This window comes from Paenibacillus sp. FSL P4-0176 (genome assembly GCF_037975265.1).
Taxonomy (GTDB): Bacteria; Bacillota; Bacilli; order Paenibacillales; family Paenibacillaceae; genus Paenibacillus; species Paenibacillus amylolyticus.
The window spans coordinates 1,748,542-1,767,260 of sequence record NZ_CP150242.1; the positions used below are offsets into that span (position 1 = coordinate 1,748,542).

Genomic DNA, 18,719 nt, shown 5'->3' on the forward strand with positions numbered 1-18,719 from the left:
ACAGAAGAACGAAATACGAAGGGAGATGTAATCATGAATAATCGAGTAACCGTTCCGCTGTATGCTTCATTATTAAGTGTGGCACTGTTAACCGCGTCATGTTCTTCAGGCGAACCTTCTACGGGAGGAACAGAGCAGACGTCTCAGGGACAGGGAACAGGTCAGGGACAGACGGCCAACGGAGGCAATACCGGTGCAAGTGGAAATGAGAGTGGAGCGCAGGGAGAGACGGTTATTCCGTATCAGGCTTCCGTACTGGTTGAAGGATTGAATGCACCATGGGAGATTGTGAGTGTGCCTGATGGTCGGATGTTTGTAACGGAACGCCCTGGTGCGATTCGGGCCATTGAGGATGGAAAACTAGCCCCTGAACCACTGATTGAATTCTCAGCCCCATTTAATGAAGAAGGTGAGGGAGGTCTGTTGGGTCTTGCAGCTGATCCGGACTTCGAGGATAACGGTTATTTGTATGCATACCACTCCTACCTGGAAGGCGACGACATTGCGAATCGAGTGTTACGTCTCAAGGTGAATGATGGCAAAGCGGTCATAGATCAAGAGTTGCTTGGTAACATTCCAGGCGGAACAAATCATAACGGTGGGCGGATCAAAATTGGCCCGGACAAGTTGCTCTATATCACGACAGGTGAACGTTATGAACCGGAATTGTCACAGAACGAAGATAGCCTTGGAGGTAAAATATTGCGGATAGGTCTCGATGGATCGATCCCGGCAGACAACCCATGGCCGAATTCACCTGTATACAGTATGGGACACCGTAACGCACAGGGACTGGCATGGAATCCGGACAACGGTTACCTCTATTCTACCGAGCATGGTCAGCGGAATCATGATGAGATTAACCGGATTGTAGCTGGTGAGAATTATGGCTGGCCCGAGGTGGAGGGAGACGACGATGACAATGGCGCATATCAGGCTCCGCTTGCACATAGTGGGAACGATACATGGGCGCCGTCTGGTGTAGCTTTTGTAGAAGAAGGACCTTGGGCTGGATCTCTGATTGCTGCGAATCTGCGTGGAGAGCAATTGCTGAAGGTTACTCTTTCGGAAGATGGCACACAGGTGAAGAAGATGGAACCCATCTTCGAAGATGAATGGGGTCGAATTCGCAATGTGAGTGCTGGCGAGGACGGCAAGTTGTACGTGCTTACGAACAATCGGGATGGACGAGGATCGCCACGTGATGGAGATGACAAGCTGATTGTACTTACTCCGGAGAGTTGAGTCGGGGTCAAGGGAGATAAAATCAGGGTGGCAGGACAGCGTCGAACCGGATTGGTATCCCCGTAAGGTTGAGGATGGAGTAAGTTTAAAACGAACGGCTACCGCTCAACTTGAGTCAAAGCCCTGAAGTACCCTGAATCTGAATCGCTCTAAATAAAATTTTTCTAACGAACCTGACGCACCTTAAATAGAGGTTTGGTGGCGATCGTAGAATGTAACGAACCTCAGCCACGCTATATCGCCAAAATTCACTCGAAACCTGCGGAAAAACCAATGAAATGAGTAACTAAGGTGTCTGGAGTTCGTTAGAAAATCTTGATACTCAAAATACTGCGTATAGGGTGTCTGAGATTGTTACAAAACAACCCCAGTGCAGTAATATATGCACATGGTTAATTAATTAAAGGAGCTGTCCCCGTCAAATTCATGACATTTGGGACAGCTCCTTGATTGTAATGTATGTGTCATCCTAATCTTGAATGAGCTACAACGCACAATGCCGCACGAAGAGAAACAGATTTAATAGGATGCTTGTGTCATTCCAAAAATACTCACAGCTCCGCGTTCTTTACTACTCTGCGCTCTCCGCAAGTGTGGCAATACGCTGAGTCGGATCATTTGTGTACTCTCCACCGTGATAACAGAGAACCTTATTGAGCTTAAGGTTGGTCAGTTTCTTCAGGCTTCGCAGCGCTTCAGGCATGTCCGGTGTCGCTTGTGGTGCAGGGCCAACCAGTTCATCATCAACCACACGAAGTTCATCGGCAGCGAGCAGGAACTGTTGCTCCCCGAAATACAGGCAGATATGACCTGGCGTATGTCCCGGTGTATGAATGACCTGTGTACCACCTTGAAGGGGTAACAAGTCTCCGTCCGCCAGAGTTCTACTAATGTTCACTTCAGGCAGCTGCAAGAGCAGTTGGTCTGCCAGTGCCAAAACGGGCGCGGGCAGCAGAGCACGACGTTCAGGCGTGAATTTGATCAAAGGTTTCTCACCTGTTAGATATGGAATCTCATCGGCATGTGCCCAGATTTCCAGATCAGGGATGGCATCCAGAAGAGCGCCCAAGTTACCGATATGATCGATGTCCTGATGAGTAATAATCACACGTTTGACGTCCGAGAGCTGTACGCCCTCTTGTTCCAATGCGGATTGAAGTTCGGCAAATTGTCCAATCATGCCCGTATCCACCAAGGTAACGCCATCTTTGTCACGAAGCATGACGGGGAATATGGGGCTGTTACCGGAAGGTGTGGGAATCTGGAGATTTAGCACAGTAATCGAAGTTGTTGGATGGCTCATGGTGATCCGGACCGTAGTCCGGTACACCTCCTTTTCTTTTTTAGCAATGATTGTTGTTATTCAGGGCGATTGTATTTTAAGTGTTTTCTATATTTTTTAACGGTATGGAGCAGTGCTTCGAACGTTTCTTCTTCATTACTGCCATCTTTAACGATGGAGACAAACGAGAAGTTATCATGAACAAGTTTGTTCCTCGTCTGAAACACCAGACTAAGGGCTTCAGCGAAGTGTTCCTTTTCGGATTCCAGAGCAATGAACTCTTTACTCAGTTCGGCCTGAATAATCTCCATGTTGGAGCGTGCACGGTAGGCAGGAGTTTTCATCAGCTGGGTCGAATTAAATTTTTTCTGATATACGTCTCTATACAGTTGATGTAACATTTGTTCAGTAATGGCGCATAGTTCGATGACCAGTGAAGCATATCTTCGGTTTTTGCGTTTTCGGGTGAGCTCACGTGTTTCTTCTTTGTCCAAAATACCGTATTTTTCATACAGCGTAGTGTCAACGTTCTGCAAGATTTCCTGATATTCCTGTTCGAGTAGTGCGATTTCAAGTTTGGCTTGTTTTTTAACTTTTTTAAAATCTTCTTTGGTCAGCATACTTGTCCTCCCATGGAAACCGAGATGTGATCCTATCATTATCTCATATTGTCCGTCGTCGCGCCTCTAATTTCGGAACCTCAGGTTCAGAAGGGAAGTACCTCATGTCCAATCAGACAGCCATTGTAACAGGAGCTAACTCAGGTATGGGGTTGGCAGCCACCATTGAACTTGCAAGACAAGGATATCGCGTAATCATGGCATGCCGCAGTGAGAAGCGCGGACAGGAGGCTCTTCAGGAAGCTGTGCGTCAGTCCGGCTCTTCTGCGATTGAATTGATGTTGTGTGACCTGGGTTCACTCGAAAGTATACGCCAGTTTGCCCGCACATTCCGCGAACGTCATGATCGCCTTGACGTTCTGGTTAATAATGCGGGGGTAGTGATGGTTAAGCGGAAGGAAACCTCAGATGGGTTCGAACAAAGTATCGGTATTAACCATCTGGGGCATTTCCTGCTGACCTTACTTTTGATAGAACCTCTGAAAGCCGCGAAGCAGGGACGGGTTGTGAACGTTTCGTCAGGTGCGTACAAGGCCGGCAAAATCCACTTCGAAGATCCACATCTGCACAAAGGTTATAATCCGATCAAAAGCTATGCTCAATCCAAATTGGCTAACGTGCTGTTCACTCGTGCACTGGCTCGCAAACTGTCGGGTACGTCTGTCACAGTGAACTGTTTGCACCCTGGTGCGGTGGGAACGAGTATTGGCGTAGATCGCAATACCGGATTTGGCACACGCATTATGGCGTTTGCAGGTAAACTTCCATTCTTTCTGTCCCCTGAAGAAGGGGCGCGAACGGCTGTTTATCTGGCCACAAGCCCTGAAGTCGTCGGCATCACCGGGCGTTACTTCTATCAACAGAAAGAGCAGCAGCTGAAGAAACATGCCGTTGATGATGCTTCAGCTGAGCGTTTCTGGACATGGAGCGAAGAACAGGTGGGGCTAAAGCCTGACGAGAAGTTGTGATGCGGATGTGATTCAGACTTTTGCCTTCACAGCTTGTTGGATCATTTCAATAACAGCTTCAATACGTTGGATGCCTTGATCTCCCTGACCGTATGCACGGACAGAGGCGGATGAGGCATTTTTCTCATTCTCACCAAGTACGAGCGAATAAGGCACTTTTTCCATCTGGGCTTCACGGATTTTGTACCCGAGCTTCTCGCTACGCAGATCTGTTTCTACCCGAATGCCCGCAGCCCGGAGTTGGCTCTGTACTTGGAGCGCATAGTCTGCGTAATGATCTGACACAGGTAGCAGCTTCACTTGCACGGGGGCGAGCCAGAGTGGGAACGCTCCTGCATAGTGTTCAGTCAGGATGCCGATGAAACGATCAATGGAGCCGTAGATGGCACGGTGGATCACGACCGGACGGTGTTTCAGGCTATCCTCGCCAATGTAAGTGAGGTCGAACTTCTCCGGCATTTGAAAATCAAGCTGGATTGTTCCGCACTGCCAGCTGCGCTTCAACGCATCGAGGATATGAAAGTCAATTTTCGGTCCATAAAAGGCACCGTCTCCTTCGTTAATGCGATACTCCACGCCCCGGCGATCTAGTACATTTTGCAATGCACGTTCCGCCTGATCCCACAGTTCTTCCGATCCCATGGAGTCTTCTGGACGAGTGGACAATTCAATCTTATATTCGAATCCAAAGATATCGTACATACGCCCGATCAGTGAGATTGCCTGATTGATCTCGTCCTCGATCTGCTCTGGCATGACGTAGAGATGGGCATCATCCTGGCAGAATGTCCGCACACGCATCATGCCGTTCAGGGCACCTGAGAATTCATGACGGTGAACCTGACCAAATTCCATCATGCGAATCGGTAATTCGCGATAGGAATGAAGTGTATTTTTGAAGATCAGCATGTGTCCAGGACAGTTCATCGGTTTCAGTGCAAAAGTGGCATCGTCCACTTCCGAGAAATACATGTTGTCCTTGTAATGCTCCCAGTGACCGGATTGCTCCCACAGCCGATTGTTCATCATGAGAGGAGTCCGAACTTCCTGATACCCTTCCTGTAATTGCAACTCACGGGAGAACTGCTCCAGTTCAGTGCGAACAGTCATGCCTTTAGGCAGATAAAAGGGCATGCCGGGCGCTTCTTCGGAGAACATGAACAGTTCAAGCTCTTTGCCAAGTTTACGGTGATCCCGTTTCTTCGCTTCTTCGAGCATGTGCAGGTGTTCATCCAGTTGGGCTTTGTTCGGGAAAGCAGTGCCGTAGATGCGTTGCAGCATCTTATTATCCGAGTTACCCCGCCAGTACGCACCAGCCACATTCAACAGCTTGAACGCTTTGATCCGACCAGTGGATGGAAGATGGGGACCGCGACACAGATCGAAGAACTCTCCTTGATCATAGATTGAAAGTTCGGCATCCTCTGGCAAATCCTGAATGAGTTCAAGCTTGTAGGGGTCCTGGATCTCTCCGAAGATACGGAGGGCTTCCTCCCGGTTAACGACCCGGCGACTAATCTTATGATTTTCCTGAATGATTTTGTTCATTTCCCGCTCGATGGCAGCCAGATCACTGATGGACAAGGCATGCTCCAGATCAACATCGTAATAGAATCCATCTTCAATGACTGGGCCGATACCCAGTTTCACTTGTTCTGCACCGTAGATGCGTTTGAGTGCCTGTGCGAGCACATGTGCTGCGCTGTGACGATAACGATACAGACCTTCCGCACTTTCTAAAGTAACGATAACAAGTTCGCAATCTTGCTTGAGCACCCAGTCGAGATCGACATTTTGACCATCTACAATACCGCCAATGGCTTGTTTTCCAAGACTTGTGCTGATGGATGAGGCAACCGCACCTACAGTGATGCCTGCTTCGTAAGAACGTACCGCACCACCTTGCAGACGGACCTCAATGGAATGACTTAATTGTTGCAGATCATTGGCTTGGCTGTTTAATTCGTTACCTGATTTGTTGCTTGCTGAGTTACTGTTTTCTTGTTTGCTCATGTGAACCACTCTCCATTTCTTAAAATGAAAGCGCAAAAAACACCCGTCCCGGAAAAGGGACGAGTGCGCTTGGCTCGTGGTTCCACCCTAATTTTGGTTATGGTGCACCCTGCTCTCGGCCAGCCGCCGGAACAGAAAACATCATAACCCTCATTGGAATCCGTTATCGGGGATCAGGCGGTGAACTCTACTGGCAGCATGCCAAACATCCGAGGGGAGTTCGAAATGCTGAGGTTCGAGGTCACGGCTGCAGAGGGGTAATTCCGGTCCGTTCGCTGAAGAAGGTTTCACCAATCCCCTCTCTCTCTGGGCAGCACGCAAACGAAATCATGTCTCTGGTCATCGCCAAATATGTTAGATCAACTCATTCAAATTATTCTGAAATGTGTTGCATTCAATATTAATATATTGGAACAGGTGTTATTGAGTGTCGATTATATAGACTGAAAATGGAAAGGTCAAGCGGAACATTTTAATTGGTTTCGGACGGCCCATCCCATATTAAGCGAATGATCGTTCCTTCACCAGGGGTGGACTGTACCTCAATACGACCATTCATGGCTTCGATCAAACCTTTGGTTACCGCCATGCCCAGCCCTGATCCAACGTCAGATGTACCTGTATCTGTACCGCGATAGTATCGTTCAAATAACTTCCATACCATCTCGGAGTCCATGCCTCTTCCGTTATCGGCAAACTGAATGCTGAATTCATCTGATTGCTTACCAGAATGCACACTGACAACCAGGATGGACTCGGGCGGATTATGAAGAAGGGCATTGGCGGTCAGATTATCCACAATTCGTTCAAACGACGGAATATGGACAAGTCCATACACAGGCACTTCGGAAGGTTGAAATTGGATGCGACCTTCCCCATATGCCGGATTCCGTTCTGCGCGCTGGATCAGATCACGGAGTAATGTATTTACGTCAGTCTCTTCCACTACAGGTTGATATCCACCACTGCGTAATCGATAGGTCATGGCAAGGTCGTTGACAAGCCTGTCCATATACATGGACTTATCGAGCATTATGCCTGCGAATTCCCTGACTTCCTCCGCGGTCCAGCTATACTTATCCGCCTCAAGCATATGAGCATATCCCTGAATGGAGGAGAGGGGTGTCTTCAGGTCATGTGTTATGCCAGCAATCCACTCCTCCCGCAGAGAATCGGTCTGTTTCCGAAGTTCTTCATCTTGCTTCAAAGTGTGAGACAGGGCCTGCATGGAGCGAAGCACTTCAGCATACACGTTGTATTTTCGCTTCCACTTTCCGTTACGACGCTGACTGCGAGGCACTCCAAAGGCTCCGGTAGGTTCCTCGTAATGTCCTCGTTCCAGACGCTGTAACCATTGGAGCATATGCAGCATGGGTGAACCGAATCGGTTGGCATACCAGAAGGCAAGCAAAATGAGCAGAATGATGATGGATACAATCAATACGACCAATGCCGGTTCCAGAATAAAATTGTAGGGGTTCTGATCACTGTTCACCGCCGGATCAACAGGGATGCTAATCAGCCAAGTGGTTTCACTCTGTTCGTCGTACCACGTTGCAACAGACAGGCCGGATCGACTCGGATAGCGAACTTGCAGAACGAGTTCCTGAATGGTGTATTCGGTCGGTACGCCCATGGCTGGTTTGTTGAAGGAAGAAATTTCACGTCCTGACGGGTCCAATATTTGAAGATAAGCATTGGCAGTACGAAGGGCTTCCTGTTGGTTGGGCTGAAGATTAAGCTTCCCGTTGGTAAAAGCAAGATTTGAACGAATGTTATTCATTAAGGACTTGGCCGGGTTACGCTCACCATATAACAAGGTAAAATCCTTTCCGTTCTTCTCCCGGATCAGCATGGCGATCTGATAAGGGAACGGCTTCTGGCTTTCCCAGTATGCAATCAATTCCCCCGGTTTATAGTGAGTAGGAACATCGGCAGGTGTGTGATATTCATCAATGGCGTAACCTTGTTCATCCAGAACCTGGAGCCAGCCTTGATTTTTGTCCACTTGCTTCAGCAATTCGGGGTCATATCGGATGGTGTCATCCGGCATGATCTCTGCTGTACTAATCAATTGGTCCAGACCGTTAAGAGCAAAATCATCGATCAGATTCACTTCATTTACCTTTTGCACGACCCAGTAAGTGGCTACAGAACCAAGCAGGATGATAAGAACGACTGCACCGGCAAGCATCCCGATAAACCGGGTCATTAACCTGCGACGAATACTCATGGGCGTGACACATGTTCCGGCTGAATCAGTTTGTACCCCAGACCCCGGACGTTAACAAGAAACACCGGATTGGAAGGATCGGCTTCAATGCGCTCCCGAATGCGGTGAATATGAACCATCACGGTATTGTCATCACTAATGGCTTCCGAGCCCCAGACCCGCTCATATAGATCTGATTTGGTGAAAATTCGATTGGGATGTTTGCAGAAAAAGAGTAACAGTTGGAACACAAGTGCCGGACAAGATACGGACTCACCTTCAATACGAAGTTCACCAGCCCACTCCAGCACTTGAAACCGTCCAAAGTCGTACACGCCTTCCGATGTGCTGGGAGATGACGTATTTACGTTAGATGGGACATGATCCGAGATCGCTGCGCTTTTAGATGGTAAATAACGCTTCAGTAATGATTTAATTCGAGCAACGACTTCCAGCGGATTAAAGGGTTTGGCGACATAATCGTCACCACCAACGGCGAATCCGGTTAATTTGTCATAATCGGTTGTTTTGGCCGTTAGAAACAGGATGGGCGCATCGGTGACCTGCCGTAGAAAAGGACAGATTTCCAGTCCACTTTTGCCAGGAAGCATGATGTCGAGCACGATGCAATGATACGTCTTGTTGTTACATGCCTCGATGGCAGCTTCGCCTGTTGTAACGGTATCAATATCGAGAAACTGCTCTTTGAGCAGAACGGTTTTGAGCATATGCAGAATAGCCTGTTCATCATCCACAAGCAGTAATGAGACGTTATCCATAGTTTAAAAATGACCTCCTGATCCTTCCGTTGTGTGTATTGCTAATCATACCATCCAAGAAGGCTGTATAGCGTACGAGCTATCTTAACGGAATCTTAATTATACAACCTCAAAAGGCGTTGCAAGTTTAACTACATGTAAGATGGGGTTAGACGAAGGATAAGACTCATTCTGTACACTTAACTGGAAAGTATAACGATTAACAGAAGGGATGTTGAGAATGAACAGAGAAGGTCATCTGAAATCAGAACAAAATACACATTCAAAATTACAGAATAAAAAGGGCTGGAAGGTGCTTGCGATTACCCTTGGAGCTTGCGTGATATTGTCTGCTTGCGGCAACAGTAACTCCATTACTTCCGACCAGGCGGAGCAGCAGTCAGCCGAACAGGCGTCCAATAATGAAGCGAGCGAGAACTCCAATCAGGAGCAGAACTCAAGTTCAGAGGTGAGCGCGGTGGTTACACCGGACAATTTCATAGATACGCTGATGAACGGTTCAAAGGATGCAATCTATAATCAATTCTCTCCCGAATTGAAGGGGACGTTAACGCTTGAACAGTTCAAAACGACGGCCGATCCTTTTTTGGTGGGTGTTGAATCATGGGAGCAAGTGGTAGACGCCAAAATGAATCAAATATCTGAGGTGGCCTGGAAGGATCAGACTGGGACGAAAGGAATTCGAGCCTATTTTTCCGAAGAAAATCAAATTGAAGGTCTCTCGATCCAACCGCTGCAAGCTCATGAGGACACGGATGCCAAATTCACCAAAACGGAATTTCAATTGCCGATGAAGGGGGAATGGTACGTATTCTGGGGAGGCAATGATGCCTTGTCGAACTATCATTATGAGCATGAAACCCAGCGGTATGCGCTGGATATCGTTCGGACCAAAGAACAATCCAGTTATCAAGGTGATGCAACGGCAAACGAAAACTACTATGCTTTTGGTGAACCACTTTATGCAGCTGCCGATGGTATTGTCGTCGAGATCAAGAACGATATACCGGACAATGTGCCGGGTGTCATGAATCCGGAAGAACCGGCTGGTAACTATGTGGTAATCGACCATGGCAACAGTGAATACAGCATCACCGGGCACATCAAGAAAGGCAGTGTTTCGGTCAAAAAAGGAGATAAGCTCAAGCAGGGGGACCCTATCGGTGAGCTTGGTAATTCGGGAAATTCCAGTGAAGCTCATCTGCATTTCCAGGTATCGGATGGCCCGGATCTGTTCACATCTCGCTCAATTAACATTCGTTGGGCAGACCAGAGTCAGCAGTTCACTCGTGGTAACACAATACAGGGAATGCCAGAGTAATGCTATATATAAGTTAAAGCATTGAATTTACACTGGACTACTACGCGGTCAGAACCATCTTCCGATCGCTGTTATCCCCAGATTTTATTGATTCCCTTATATAAAGGGGCAAATCCGGGGATAAAGGCGCAGTGTATGCTTCCGAAGTAGCTTTCTTGCAGAAAGCTTTTAGCTTCGCTTCTTCTGATTGGTTCTGTCCTCTCCGTTGTCGTGTAAATGTTTACTTAAACATTTACAGATTTCTCTGTCAGAATGTTAGGGATGACGAAGACTTCTCTTCTCCGTTATAATATCTTCTATAATTAGAGGTTTGATCTGGAATGATGGAGGAATAGCGATGAAACTGGAAGATGTGCAGATTGAATATGCGCGCCTGGAGGACTTGCCGAGGATTGTGGAGATTTATAATTCTACTATTGAGGGCCGTATGGCAACAGCGGATTTGGAGCCAGTGACGGTGGAGCAACGGTTGCCTTGGTTCGAAGAACATACACCGGAACATCGTCCACTTTGGGTGATGAAGCAGGCAGGACAGGTGGTAGCTTGGGCAAGTCTCAGCTCGTTCTATGGACGCCCTGCGTATAATGGAACGGTGGAAGTCAGTGTATACGTGGATCAGCAATGCCGCGGAATTGGGGCTGGTGGACGTTTGCTCGAAACGGTATTTGCAGCATGTCCTGCACTTGGAATTAAGACCATTCTTGGATTTGTCTTCGGGCATAACGAACCGAGTCTGGGGTTATTGCGCAAGCATGGTTTTGAACAATGGGGTTATTATCCCGAAGTGGCCGTGTTGGATGGTGTGAATAGAGATCTGGCGATTTTGGGCAAAAAAATATAAGTGTCGTTCTTATTCGTAACATAAGAACACTGAAAACCTCCAACCTAAATTAATAGGATTGGAGGTTTTTTTGTCGTACATGTATATTCTTTGCTATGTGAAAGTATAGGTTGGGCTTACACGCCAAGCTGCTGTTTAATCTCTTGGATCTGTTCCAGATGACGTTCCTCATGATAACTTGTAAAGTCAATCCATTGGGTAAGATCCATCTCACCAAATACGGGATGAGGAAAGGACTTGCTGCGCAGCAGGTCAGGATCATGATCCAATGCAAAGTTGTTTAACGCTTGGTGAGATTCGTCCAGATCACTGCGTACGTCTGCGAGTGCTTCAGGCGCTGCTGGAGGCTGAAGATGGGGTGGTGCCTCGACGGAGCGGCTGCGGTCCAATGATAGTTCATATGGTTTTTTGTCCACAGACACCGTCTGTTCCTTCTCGAGGGCCAGGCGGGCTTGTTTTCCAATTACATTTTCCATCAGATTCAGATGTCGTAGTACTTGCATAATACTCCATTGTTGGGGTGAAGGTTTTCGGTTCAATTGTTCTTCTTCGAGTCCAGAGACTGCTTCCCAGATTTGGTTGCGTATATCGTCATTACGAGTAAACATCGTACAATCCTCTCCTTATATATAGGTTCTATGATGCGGGTAGTCTGTGTATGTTCATTACCCCAAATGTGGATGCTTATTCTATAAGCATTGAGATTGGAAAGAGTGAATGCGAACCTAGGCAACATTATCCTTTGTTAGATGTAATTTGTGCCAAATAAAAAAAGCCGTTCTCCATGAACGGTTCATTTAAATCCATTCCAAGTCCAAAAAAAGATTGACGGGCAGACCCCGGCAAACTATAATCGGTACAAGTAACTTGATATGTAAGGAGTCCTGACATGATATGTTAGTGATCGACGAGGTGTATCACCATACAGCATTGCAAATATCATCGTCCGATTTATTGTACCTTATCGAACGGCTGAAGGTCAAAAAAGAAAATGAGATCCAAACGCTCAAGCAGAAGATCGAACAGTTCGAACAAAAGCGTCGAGCGGAAGAGGTTGCTTATCAATCGTTGTCGCCCGTACGCAAATGGTTCGCGGGCCGCCCCGCATCCCATCATCAGGCGGTGGAGTATATGGTGCAGGTGAAGGAACGTTTTCGCAAGATGGAACAGATTCGCAGACGCATACGTGAATTAGATCAGATCGCAGAACGAATTAAGCATCCGGACAGCATTGAGCGGGACGAGATTGAGCTTGCGCCCGATACAATCCGTGAGCTCAGACAGCTTAGTGAAACGGAGGATGTACAAGCATGACTTTGGAAACGTTAAGCACCGGGATTGATACGGTCTGGGTCGTACTGAGTGCAGCGATGATTTTATTGATGGAGGGTGGATTCGCCCTGCTCGAGGCTGGCTTTGTGCGTTATAAAAATAGTGTGAACATTATTATGAAGGTATTTGCTGACATTACGATTGGGACGTTACTGTTCTATGCGATCGGTTTTGGACTGATGTATGGTTCGGACGTTGGTGGTTTTGCGGGAGTAACGGGATTTTTCCTGAATGGGGATTTGTCTCACCTGGACGTACCGGTATCTCTGGAGACATTCTGGTTGTTCCAGGCGGCCTTTACCATTGCCGTTATTTCCATCGTTTCAGGAGCGGTAGCCGAGCGCATCAACTTCCGTGCCTACCTGTTGTATATCATATTGATGACGGCGATCATTTATCCGATTGGTGGACACTGGGCATGGGGCGGCGGCTGGCTTAGTCAGCTGGGGATGCAGGACTTTGCCGGTTCGGCTGTCATCCATGCGCTCGGCGGATTCTCAGCACTGGCTGCTGCGATTATCATTGGCCCACGTAAAGGGAAGTACACGCCACTTGGCGTAAGTGCCATTGCACTCCCAAGCAATCTGCCACTGGCATCTGTAGGTGCATTTCTGTTATGGTTCGGTTGGTTTGGCTTTAATGCTGGTAGTACACTCAGCGCGACGGATGTAAGAATTGGTCACATTGCGATTGTCACGATGTTATCTGCGGCTTCGGGTGGTGCGGTTACGTTGCTGTATACGTTATTCCGCTTCAATCGTTCAGATGCACCCTCGGTCATTAACGGTTCGCTTGCGGGACTGGTCGGTATTACGGCAGGCTGTGCTTTTGTTGGTGATGTAGCAGCGATATTCATTGGGGCAGTATCTGGCTTGTTGATGATGGCTGCCACTAACTGGCTGGACCGTCGGCAGATTGATGATCCGGTTGGTGCTTTCCCGGTGCATGCCGCATCAGGAATGTGGGGCACGATTGCTGTAGGTCTGTTTGCCACGGATGGTGGATTATTTATGGGCGGCGGCTGGAGGTTGCTGGGTGTTCAGGCACTTGGCCTTACAGCCTTGGTCATCTGGGGATTCGCCATGACCTGGATCGGGTTAAAGTTGATTGGCAAAATTGTGCCTGTACGTTCGACAGAAGAAGAGGAAGATCTCGGTCTCGATATCAGCTATCATGGTGTGATGGCAGCCCATCAGGCCCATGAATTCCTGGACGGTGAGGAGCATATGCGTGCTTACCAAGAAAAGTCTTCTGATCCAAATCGTTAAATGGAATATAGGATAAAGAAGTAGACTGACAGGGGATGTCAGTCTCTTTTTTTGCTAGAAGCAGGGAAAGACGTCCGGGCGGAAGAATATACAGGTGTGAACCTGAATATGTCTCAGCATAGGTGTATTGTCAAAAGGGGAGGATCTATATGATTAAGCCAGAACAATGTGAACGTCTGACCAGAAAAGCCCGTAAAACACTTGAGGAATATGGTTTGGGAGTTGCTGCCGATCTGCTGTTGTCCTCAAGCCGCTGGGGAATTCGCCTCGATGTATCCACACTGGACGAATATCGCAGAACAGGAAACTCACGTGTGGGTGGACATCCGGATTTGCCAAGTCGCATGGAATGGCCCGTAACACAAGAAGGAGTTCCAATGACTTTCCTGGCCCAACTGAACCTGGTGGATTTGTCGCCGTATACGCCGAATGATGGGCGCGGGACTTTGCCTGAACGTGGAATGTTATACTTTTTCATTGGCACGGATGAATCTGCTTGTCCCATTGAACATCGTGTGATTTTTGAGCCGAGTTCTCATAACCTGATAAGGCGAGAGCCTGAAGGTGATACCGCGCTGGATGGAGCCCCGTTTGTTGCACATTCGGTGACCGTGCTGCCTAATCTTGAGTTTCCTACATATGCATACATTGACGCCAATGCGCTGAATGAGCTCTCGCCGCTTCGGCTTGAGACCGATGAGACCGAATCGGAAGTAAGTCTGTATGACCGCTACCTTGAATTCGAGTCGAGCTGGAATCATCCAAGTACGCTGAATTGGGGTGGGATGTTTGGATACCCTGACGGGCAGCATCCGGATGCCGAGCATCGTGCCTTGTTACAGATCGCACTGGGAGAAAAGTACGATTATAATGAGCAGGAGTGTGAGAAGAAGCTGACCAAACATTACGGCGGTGATGAGGATCGGACACGGCAGGAACTATCCGATACGCTGCTACTGTTGAAGATAGATACGCATGATGCTATTGGTTTCCAATGGTGGGATTGCGGGGAGCTGCAATTTTTCATTCGCAAGTCTGACTTGGAGGCTGGACGATTCGAGCAAACGTATTGTTCGTTATACTCAAGTTGAGCAAAGATTTGAAAACAAATAGGCAACAAAATGTCCTGAATCCCGTCTATATGAAGGAGGAAGGACTTTTTTTGTTCGTAGATTGTTATATAAATTGAACTAAAGCTTTCTTGCAGAAAGCTTTTAGCTCCGCTTCTTCAGGTCCTTTCTGTCTTCTCCGTTTTGTGTAAATGTTTTGTTCAATTTATATAGATTTGGGGTATATATTAAGGAGGGGTATCTTGGTTGAAAACCGATCATATGTTCTGTATAATGGGATAAAAAGGAAGTGTAACTGTTGATTCAATCTGCGTTTAAACATATTGACGTGGCTGTAACATCTTTAATCGATATATGTGATCAGCTGTCGGAAGAAGACTTGGCTTTGACTCCAATTGAAGGTAAACGACCTGTTGGAGAATTACTAGCCCATCTGTCTGTGATCTGCCGAGCGGATGTTTATATTTCCGAAGGTGCATCGGAGGAAGAGATGGCTCAATTCTATGCAGAGAATCAGGTGCTTTCGCTCGGTGAGATCAAGCAGGCTCTGATTGATAACCAGATGTATCTATACCAACGGTACAGGCAGTTTAACACGGAAGAGTTATTACATGTGACGGATTCGTACTGGGGAGCTTCCTATAGTCGGCTGGAGTGGCTGCTTGAGATTATGGGACATGTGTATCATCACAGGGGACAATTGTATACGATGCTGACCCTGACGGGCAAAGAACCCGAATCAGTACTTTTTAAATAGAAACGGATAGAATACATATAAGCATGTTATAGGAAACATCATGGGTTAAAGTGGGAATAGACCGACGATACTACACGCCATACGTGAAATAACGGAGGATTCGGGACGTGGAACAACACGATACATGGAATGCATCGATGGACAATACGTTGATTGACAGGTTAAAAGAGATTCCTGAACTTAGTCAGGCCACGCGGATTGAACCTGTTATGAAGGGTTATTCAGCAGATACTAAATTCAAAATGTTTATCCCTGGTCAAGGCCATGTGCTGGTGAGGGTGTATGATATTGCTGAGGAATGGATGAAGCAAAGGGAATATCAATATTTGCAGAGCATGCAACAATTAGGTGTACTGTGTCCAGCAACGTTGGGCACAGGTAGATTGGATGAGAAGAACGGATATATGATTCTTAGCTACATTGAAGGCGAAGATGCTTCCGAGAGACTGCCTCAGCTGAATGAACAGCAGCAGTGGGCGGTTGGTTTGGAAGCAGGAGCGCAGCTACAGCTGATTCACCAGTTGCCGATGGAGGGACAGATCGAATCATGGTACATACGCAAGAGCACCAAGCATCAACGTTACGTGGAGCGCTATAAACAGTGCCCTATCGTGATGAAAGAGGATCATGTTATTCTAACGTTTATTGCAGACCATCTCGGTTGGATGAAAAATCGTCCAGATGGATTTCAGCATGATGACTTTCACCCGAGCAATCTTGTCGTTAAGCAGGATAAACTCGTAGGAGTGATTGATTTTAATCGTTATGATCAAGGTGATCCCATTCATGAATTTTTGAAGCTGGGTTTGTTTGCTTCGGAGATCAGTATTCCATATTCCATAGGTCAAATTCAGGGCTATTTCGATGGCAATGAACCGGATAAGTTATTCTGGAGATTGTATTCACTGTATACGGCTATGGCGCTGGTGTCTTCTGTAGTGTGGATTCAGCAGGTGAAGCCTGAAGAGACGCTTGAGATGATGGCCAAGATCGAGCGTGTCCGTGAAGATCACGATGATTTTCGCAGTTTCATCCCTCGGTGGTATACTTTGAACAGGTAAGGAATTATGGAAGGGAAAGGAATAATGCCGTGGCACAGCCAGCAACCATTCTGCTTGTGGATGATGAGCAGGAGATTATTAAACTGATGGAAATTTATTTTGGCAACGAGGGTTATCGGATTCTCACCGCGAATGATGGGCTTGAAGCACTGGAACAATTGAAAAAAGAGTCGATCGATCTCATTATTCTGGATGTCATGATGCCAAATATGGACGGAATCGAAGCTTGTATGAAAATTCGGGAAGAGCAGAAAATGCCGATTATTATGCTGTCCGCCAAAAGTATGGATATGGATAAAATCACAGGGCTAAGCATCGGTGCCGATGATTATGTGACCAAGCCGTTTAACCCGCTTGAACTTGTCGCACGGGCGAAATCCCAGCTGCGCAGGTATCATACCTTCAATGAAGGTCGGGAGAACAAAGAGCACGAGTGGGTTATTGATGATCTGGTCATAAATACCGATACACATGAAGTTTGGGTGGATGAGCAGCCGGTTCGTCTGACTCCGCGTGAATTTGCTGTTCTTGAATTACTGGCTCGTCACCAAGGTTCAGTACTTAGTATGGAACAGATCTATCGTCAAGTCTGGAAAGAAGAATTCATGGAGTCGAATAATACAGTCATGGTACATATTCGCAAGATTCGTGAGAAGATTGAACTCGACAGCAAACACCCCAAGTTTATTCAGACCGTATGGGGTGTTGGTTATAAGATGATCAAACCGCAATAAACATGTACATTCACAGGATGTCGTGTAACATGAACACATTCAGGGAGTTCCTACTATGAATTCAAAGTTGATTAATACAGTCCGATGGAAATTTATCTATGCATTTCTGCTGAGCGGTATATTAACTGCAGTTATTTTGTACGGGGGTAGTAAGGTGGGGCAGACCATCCTGGAAGCTCAGACGTATCCGGATTATTCCATTCCAGCCCAAGGGATCAGGTGGTTGGTGAATAATATCGGTTCGGTGCCTTTGATGATTGTGGTAGGCGTGCTTGGTTTTGTGCTGTTTTTTTTCCTGCTCTCACGCAAGGTGATGCGGGTCCTGGATGAAATTACGGCGGGGATTCAGGAGGTTGCCAAAGGAGAGTTATCCCATCGCATCGAAGTGAAGACCTCTGATGAATTCGGAGTGGTCGCTGCAAGCATTAATCAGATGGCTGAACAATTGCAGTTATCGCTTCAGGAAGAGCGTAATGCAGTTGCTGCCAAAAACGATCTGATTACGGGGATATCACATGATCTGAGAACACCACTCACTTCTATTCTGGGATTTCTGGAGTACATCGAGAAGGATCGCTACCAAGATGAGATTGAGATGCGCTATTACGTTAGCATTGCCTATGAGAAATCCTTGACCCTTCGCAAGTTAATTGATGACTTGTTCGAATATACGCGCGTGAGTGGCGGGAGCCTTCCGTTATCTCTGCAAGCGTTGAACCTGAATTCGTTTCTGATGCAGCTGGCTGAAGAGTTTGCTCCCATGCTGGAGGATGCTGGCATGACCTACAAGATCATCGGCGGGCAAGACCCACTATGGATACAAGCTGCTCCGGGGGAGCTTGTAAGAGCATATGAGAATCTGTTCAGCAATGCCATTCGGTATGGTTCGCAAGGTAAACGAATGGAGATTGGGCTGGCCCTTGAAGGTAAAGAGGCTGTAGTCCGCATCAGTAATTATGGTGATCCGATTCCGGCACAAGATCTGCCACATCTATTTGATCGATTCTATCGGGTAGATAAATCCCGTTCCCGCGATACGGGAGGTACCGGTCTCGGCCTGGCGATTGCCAAATCGATGATTGAATTACATCGAGGAAGTATCGTTGCTTACAGTGAAAATGGCAGAACGGATTTTGTTACCCGTTTCCCTGTAACCGCTGCTTCACCAAGTAATTACTCAGAGGAATAAAAATTAAGAATTTGGTAAGAAGTTAGC

The 18,719-nt window shown here is 47.1% G+C and carries 17 protein-coding genes; 11 read left to right on the forward strand and 6 right to left on the reverse strand.

Annotation, left to right across the window (positions count from 1 at the left end; all coding sequences use genetic code 11):
- The first annotated feature begins 33 nt into the window (after positions 1 to 33).
- Positions 34 to 1,245: a PQQ-dependent sugar dehydrogenase gene (locus MKY95_RS07995; RefSeq protein ID WP_076319139.1), complete on the forward strand. Its 1,212-nt coding sequence runs from the start codon at positions 34 to 36 to the stop codon at positions 1,243 to 1,245.
- A gap of 571 nt (positions 1,246 to 1,816) precedes the next feature.
- On the opposite strand, the gene MKY95_RS08000 is transcribed toward MKY95_RS07995, so the two are convergent.
- Positions 1,817 to 2,548 carry an MBL fold metallo-hydrolase gene (locus MKY95_RS08000; RefSeq protein WP_076319140.1) on the reverse strand — a complete coding sequence of 244 codons (732 nt, stop codon included), beginning with the start codon at positions 2,546 to 2,548 and terminating at the stop codon, positions 1,817 to 1,819.
- Positions 2,549 to 2,604: 56 nt separating this feature from the next.
- Entirely contained in the window at positions 2,605 to 3,147 is a 543-nt protein-coding gene (locus MKY95_RS08005; protein ID WP_076319141.1) for a hypothetical protein, read from the reverse strand.
- A gap of 104 nt (positions 3,148 to 3,251) precedes the next feature.
- Here MKY95_RS08005 and MKY95_RS08010 point away from each other — a divergent pair, with 104 nt between their 5' ends.
- Complete coding sequence (locus MKY95_RS08010) at positions 3,252 to 4,115, forward strand: SDR family oxidoreductase (protein ID WP_076319142.1); 864 nt, start codon at positions 3,252 to 3,254, stop codon at positions 4,113 to 4,115.
- A 12-nt stretch (positions 4,116 to 4,127) separates the two neighbouring features.
- Here MKY95_RS08010 and thrS read toward each other — a convergent pair whose 3' ends face one another.
- The 3 genes from thrS to MKY95_RS08025 form a co-directional block, all read right to left on the reverse strand.
- Positions 4,128 to 6,128, reverse strand: coding sequence for a threonine--tRNA ligase (gene thrS / locus MKY95_RS08015; protein ID WP_235200766.1), 2,001 nt, complete (start codon positions 6,126 to 6,128; stop codon positions 4,128 to 4,130).
- Between the two features lie 472 nt (positions 6,129 to 6,600).
- Positions 6,601 to 8,361: a HAMP domain-containing sensor histidine kinase gene (locus MKY95_RS08020; RefSeq protein WP_036610706.1), complete on the reverse strand. Its 1,761-nt coding sequence runs from the start codon at positions 8,359 to 8,361 to the stop codon at positions 6,601 to 6,603.
- Positions 8,358 to 9,119, reverse strand: coding sequence for a response regulator transcription factor (locus MKY95_RS08025; RefSeq protein ID WP_036610705.1), 762 nt, complete (start codon positions 9,117 to 9,119; stop codon positions 8,358 to 8,360). Before MKY95_RS08025 ends, MKY95_RS08020 begins: the two co-directional genes overlap by 4 nt.
- Before the next feature lie 220 nt (positions 9,120 to 9,339).
- On the opposite strand from MKY95_RS08025, the gene MKY95_RS08030 reads away from it, so the two are divergent.
- Both MKY95_RS08030 and MKY95_RS08035 read left to right on the forward strand, forming a co-directional pair.
- Positions 9,340 to 10,440 carry a peptidoglycan DD-metalloendopeptidase family protein gene (locus MKY95_RS08030; protein ID WP_051447175.1) on the forward strand — a complete coding sequence of 367 codons (1,101 nt, stop codon included), beginning with the start codon at positions 9,340 to 9,342 and terminating at the stop codon, positions 10,438 to 10,440.
- 337 nt (positions 10,441 to 10,777) lie between these two features.
- Positions 10,778 to 11,281, forward strand: a complete 504-nt coding sequence (locus MKY95_RS08035) for a GNAT family N-acetyltransferase (protein WP_036610704.1) — start codon at positions 10,778 to 10,780, stop codon at positions 11,279 to 11,281.
- Positions 11,282 to 11,397: 116 nt separating this feature from the next.
- Here the strand turns inward: MKY95_RS08035 and MKY95_RS08040 are convergent, their stop codons facing one another.
- On the reverse strand, positions 11,398 to 11,889 hold the full coding sequence (locus MKY95_RS08040) for a DinB family protein (RefSeq protein ID WP_036610702.1): 492 nt from the start codon (positions 11,887 to 11,889) through the stop codon (positions 11,398 to 11,400).
- Between the two features lie 286 nt (positions 11,890 to 12,175).
- Here MKY95_RS08040 and MKY95_RS08045 point away from each other — a divergent pair, with 286 nt between their 5' ends.
- From MKY95_RS08045 to MKY95_RS08075, 7 genes are all read left to right on the forward strand, one after another.
- On the forward strand, positions 12,176 to 12,595 hold the full coding sequence (locus tag MKY95_RS08045; protein ID WP_036610699.1) for a hypothetical protein: 420 nt from the start codon (positions 12,176 to 12,178) through the stop codon (positions 12,593 to 12,595).
- Positions 12,592 to 13,881: an ammonium transporter gene (locus MKY95_RS08050; RefSeq protein WP_036610695.1), complete on the forward strand. Its 1,290-nt coding sequence runs from the start codon at positions 12,592 to 12,594 to the stop codon at positions 13,879 to 13,881. Before MKY95_RS08045 ends, MKY95_RS08050 begins: the two co-directional genes overlap by 4 nt.
- A gap of 149 nt (positions 13,882 to 14,030) precedes the next feature.
- Complete coding sequence (locus MKY95_RS08055; RefSeq protein ID WP_036610690.1) at positions 14,031 to 14,972, forward strand: YwqG family protein; 942 nt, start codon at positions 14,031 to 14,033, stop codon at positions 14,970 to 14,972.
- A gap of 277 nt (positions 14,973 to 15,249) precedes the next feature.
- Positions 15,250 to 15,708 (forward strand): DinB family protein, encoded by a 459-nt coding sequence (locus MKY95_RS08060; RefSeq protein ID WP_051447174.1) that lies wholly within the window; start codon positions 15,250 to 15,252, stop codon positions 15,706 to 15,708.
- Positions 15,709 to 15,815: 107 nt separating this feature from the next.
- Positions 15,816 to 16,769 carry an aminoglycoside phosphotransferase family protein gene (locus tag MKY95_RS08065; RefSeq protein WP_339198011.1) on the forward strand — a complete coding sequence of 318 codons (954 nt, stop codon included), beginning with the start codon at positions 15,816 to 15,818 and terminating at the stop codon, positions 16,767 to 16,769.
- A gap of 29 nt (positions 16,770 to 16,798) precedes the next feature.
- A complete protein-coding gene (locus tag MKY95_RS08070) occupies positions 16,799 to 17,503 on the forward strand; it encodes a response regulator transcription factor (RefSeq protein WP_026081203.1) in 705 nt (234 codons plus the stop codon).
- Positions 17,504 to 17,558: 55 nt separating this feature from the next.
- Positions 17,559 to 18,692, forward strand: coding sequence for a HAMP domain-containing sensor histidine kinase (locus MKY95_RS08075; RefSeq protein WP_036610685.1), 1,134 nt, complete (start codon positions 17,559 to 17,561; stop codon positions 18,690 to 18,692).
- The last annotated feature ends 27 nt before the right edge of the window (positions 18,693 to 18,719 follow it).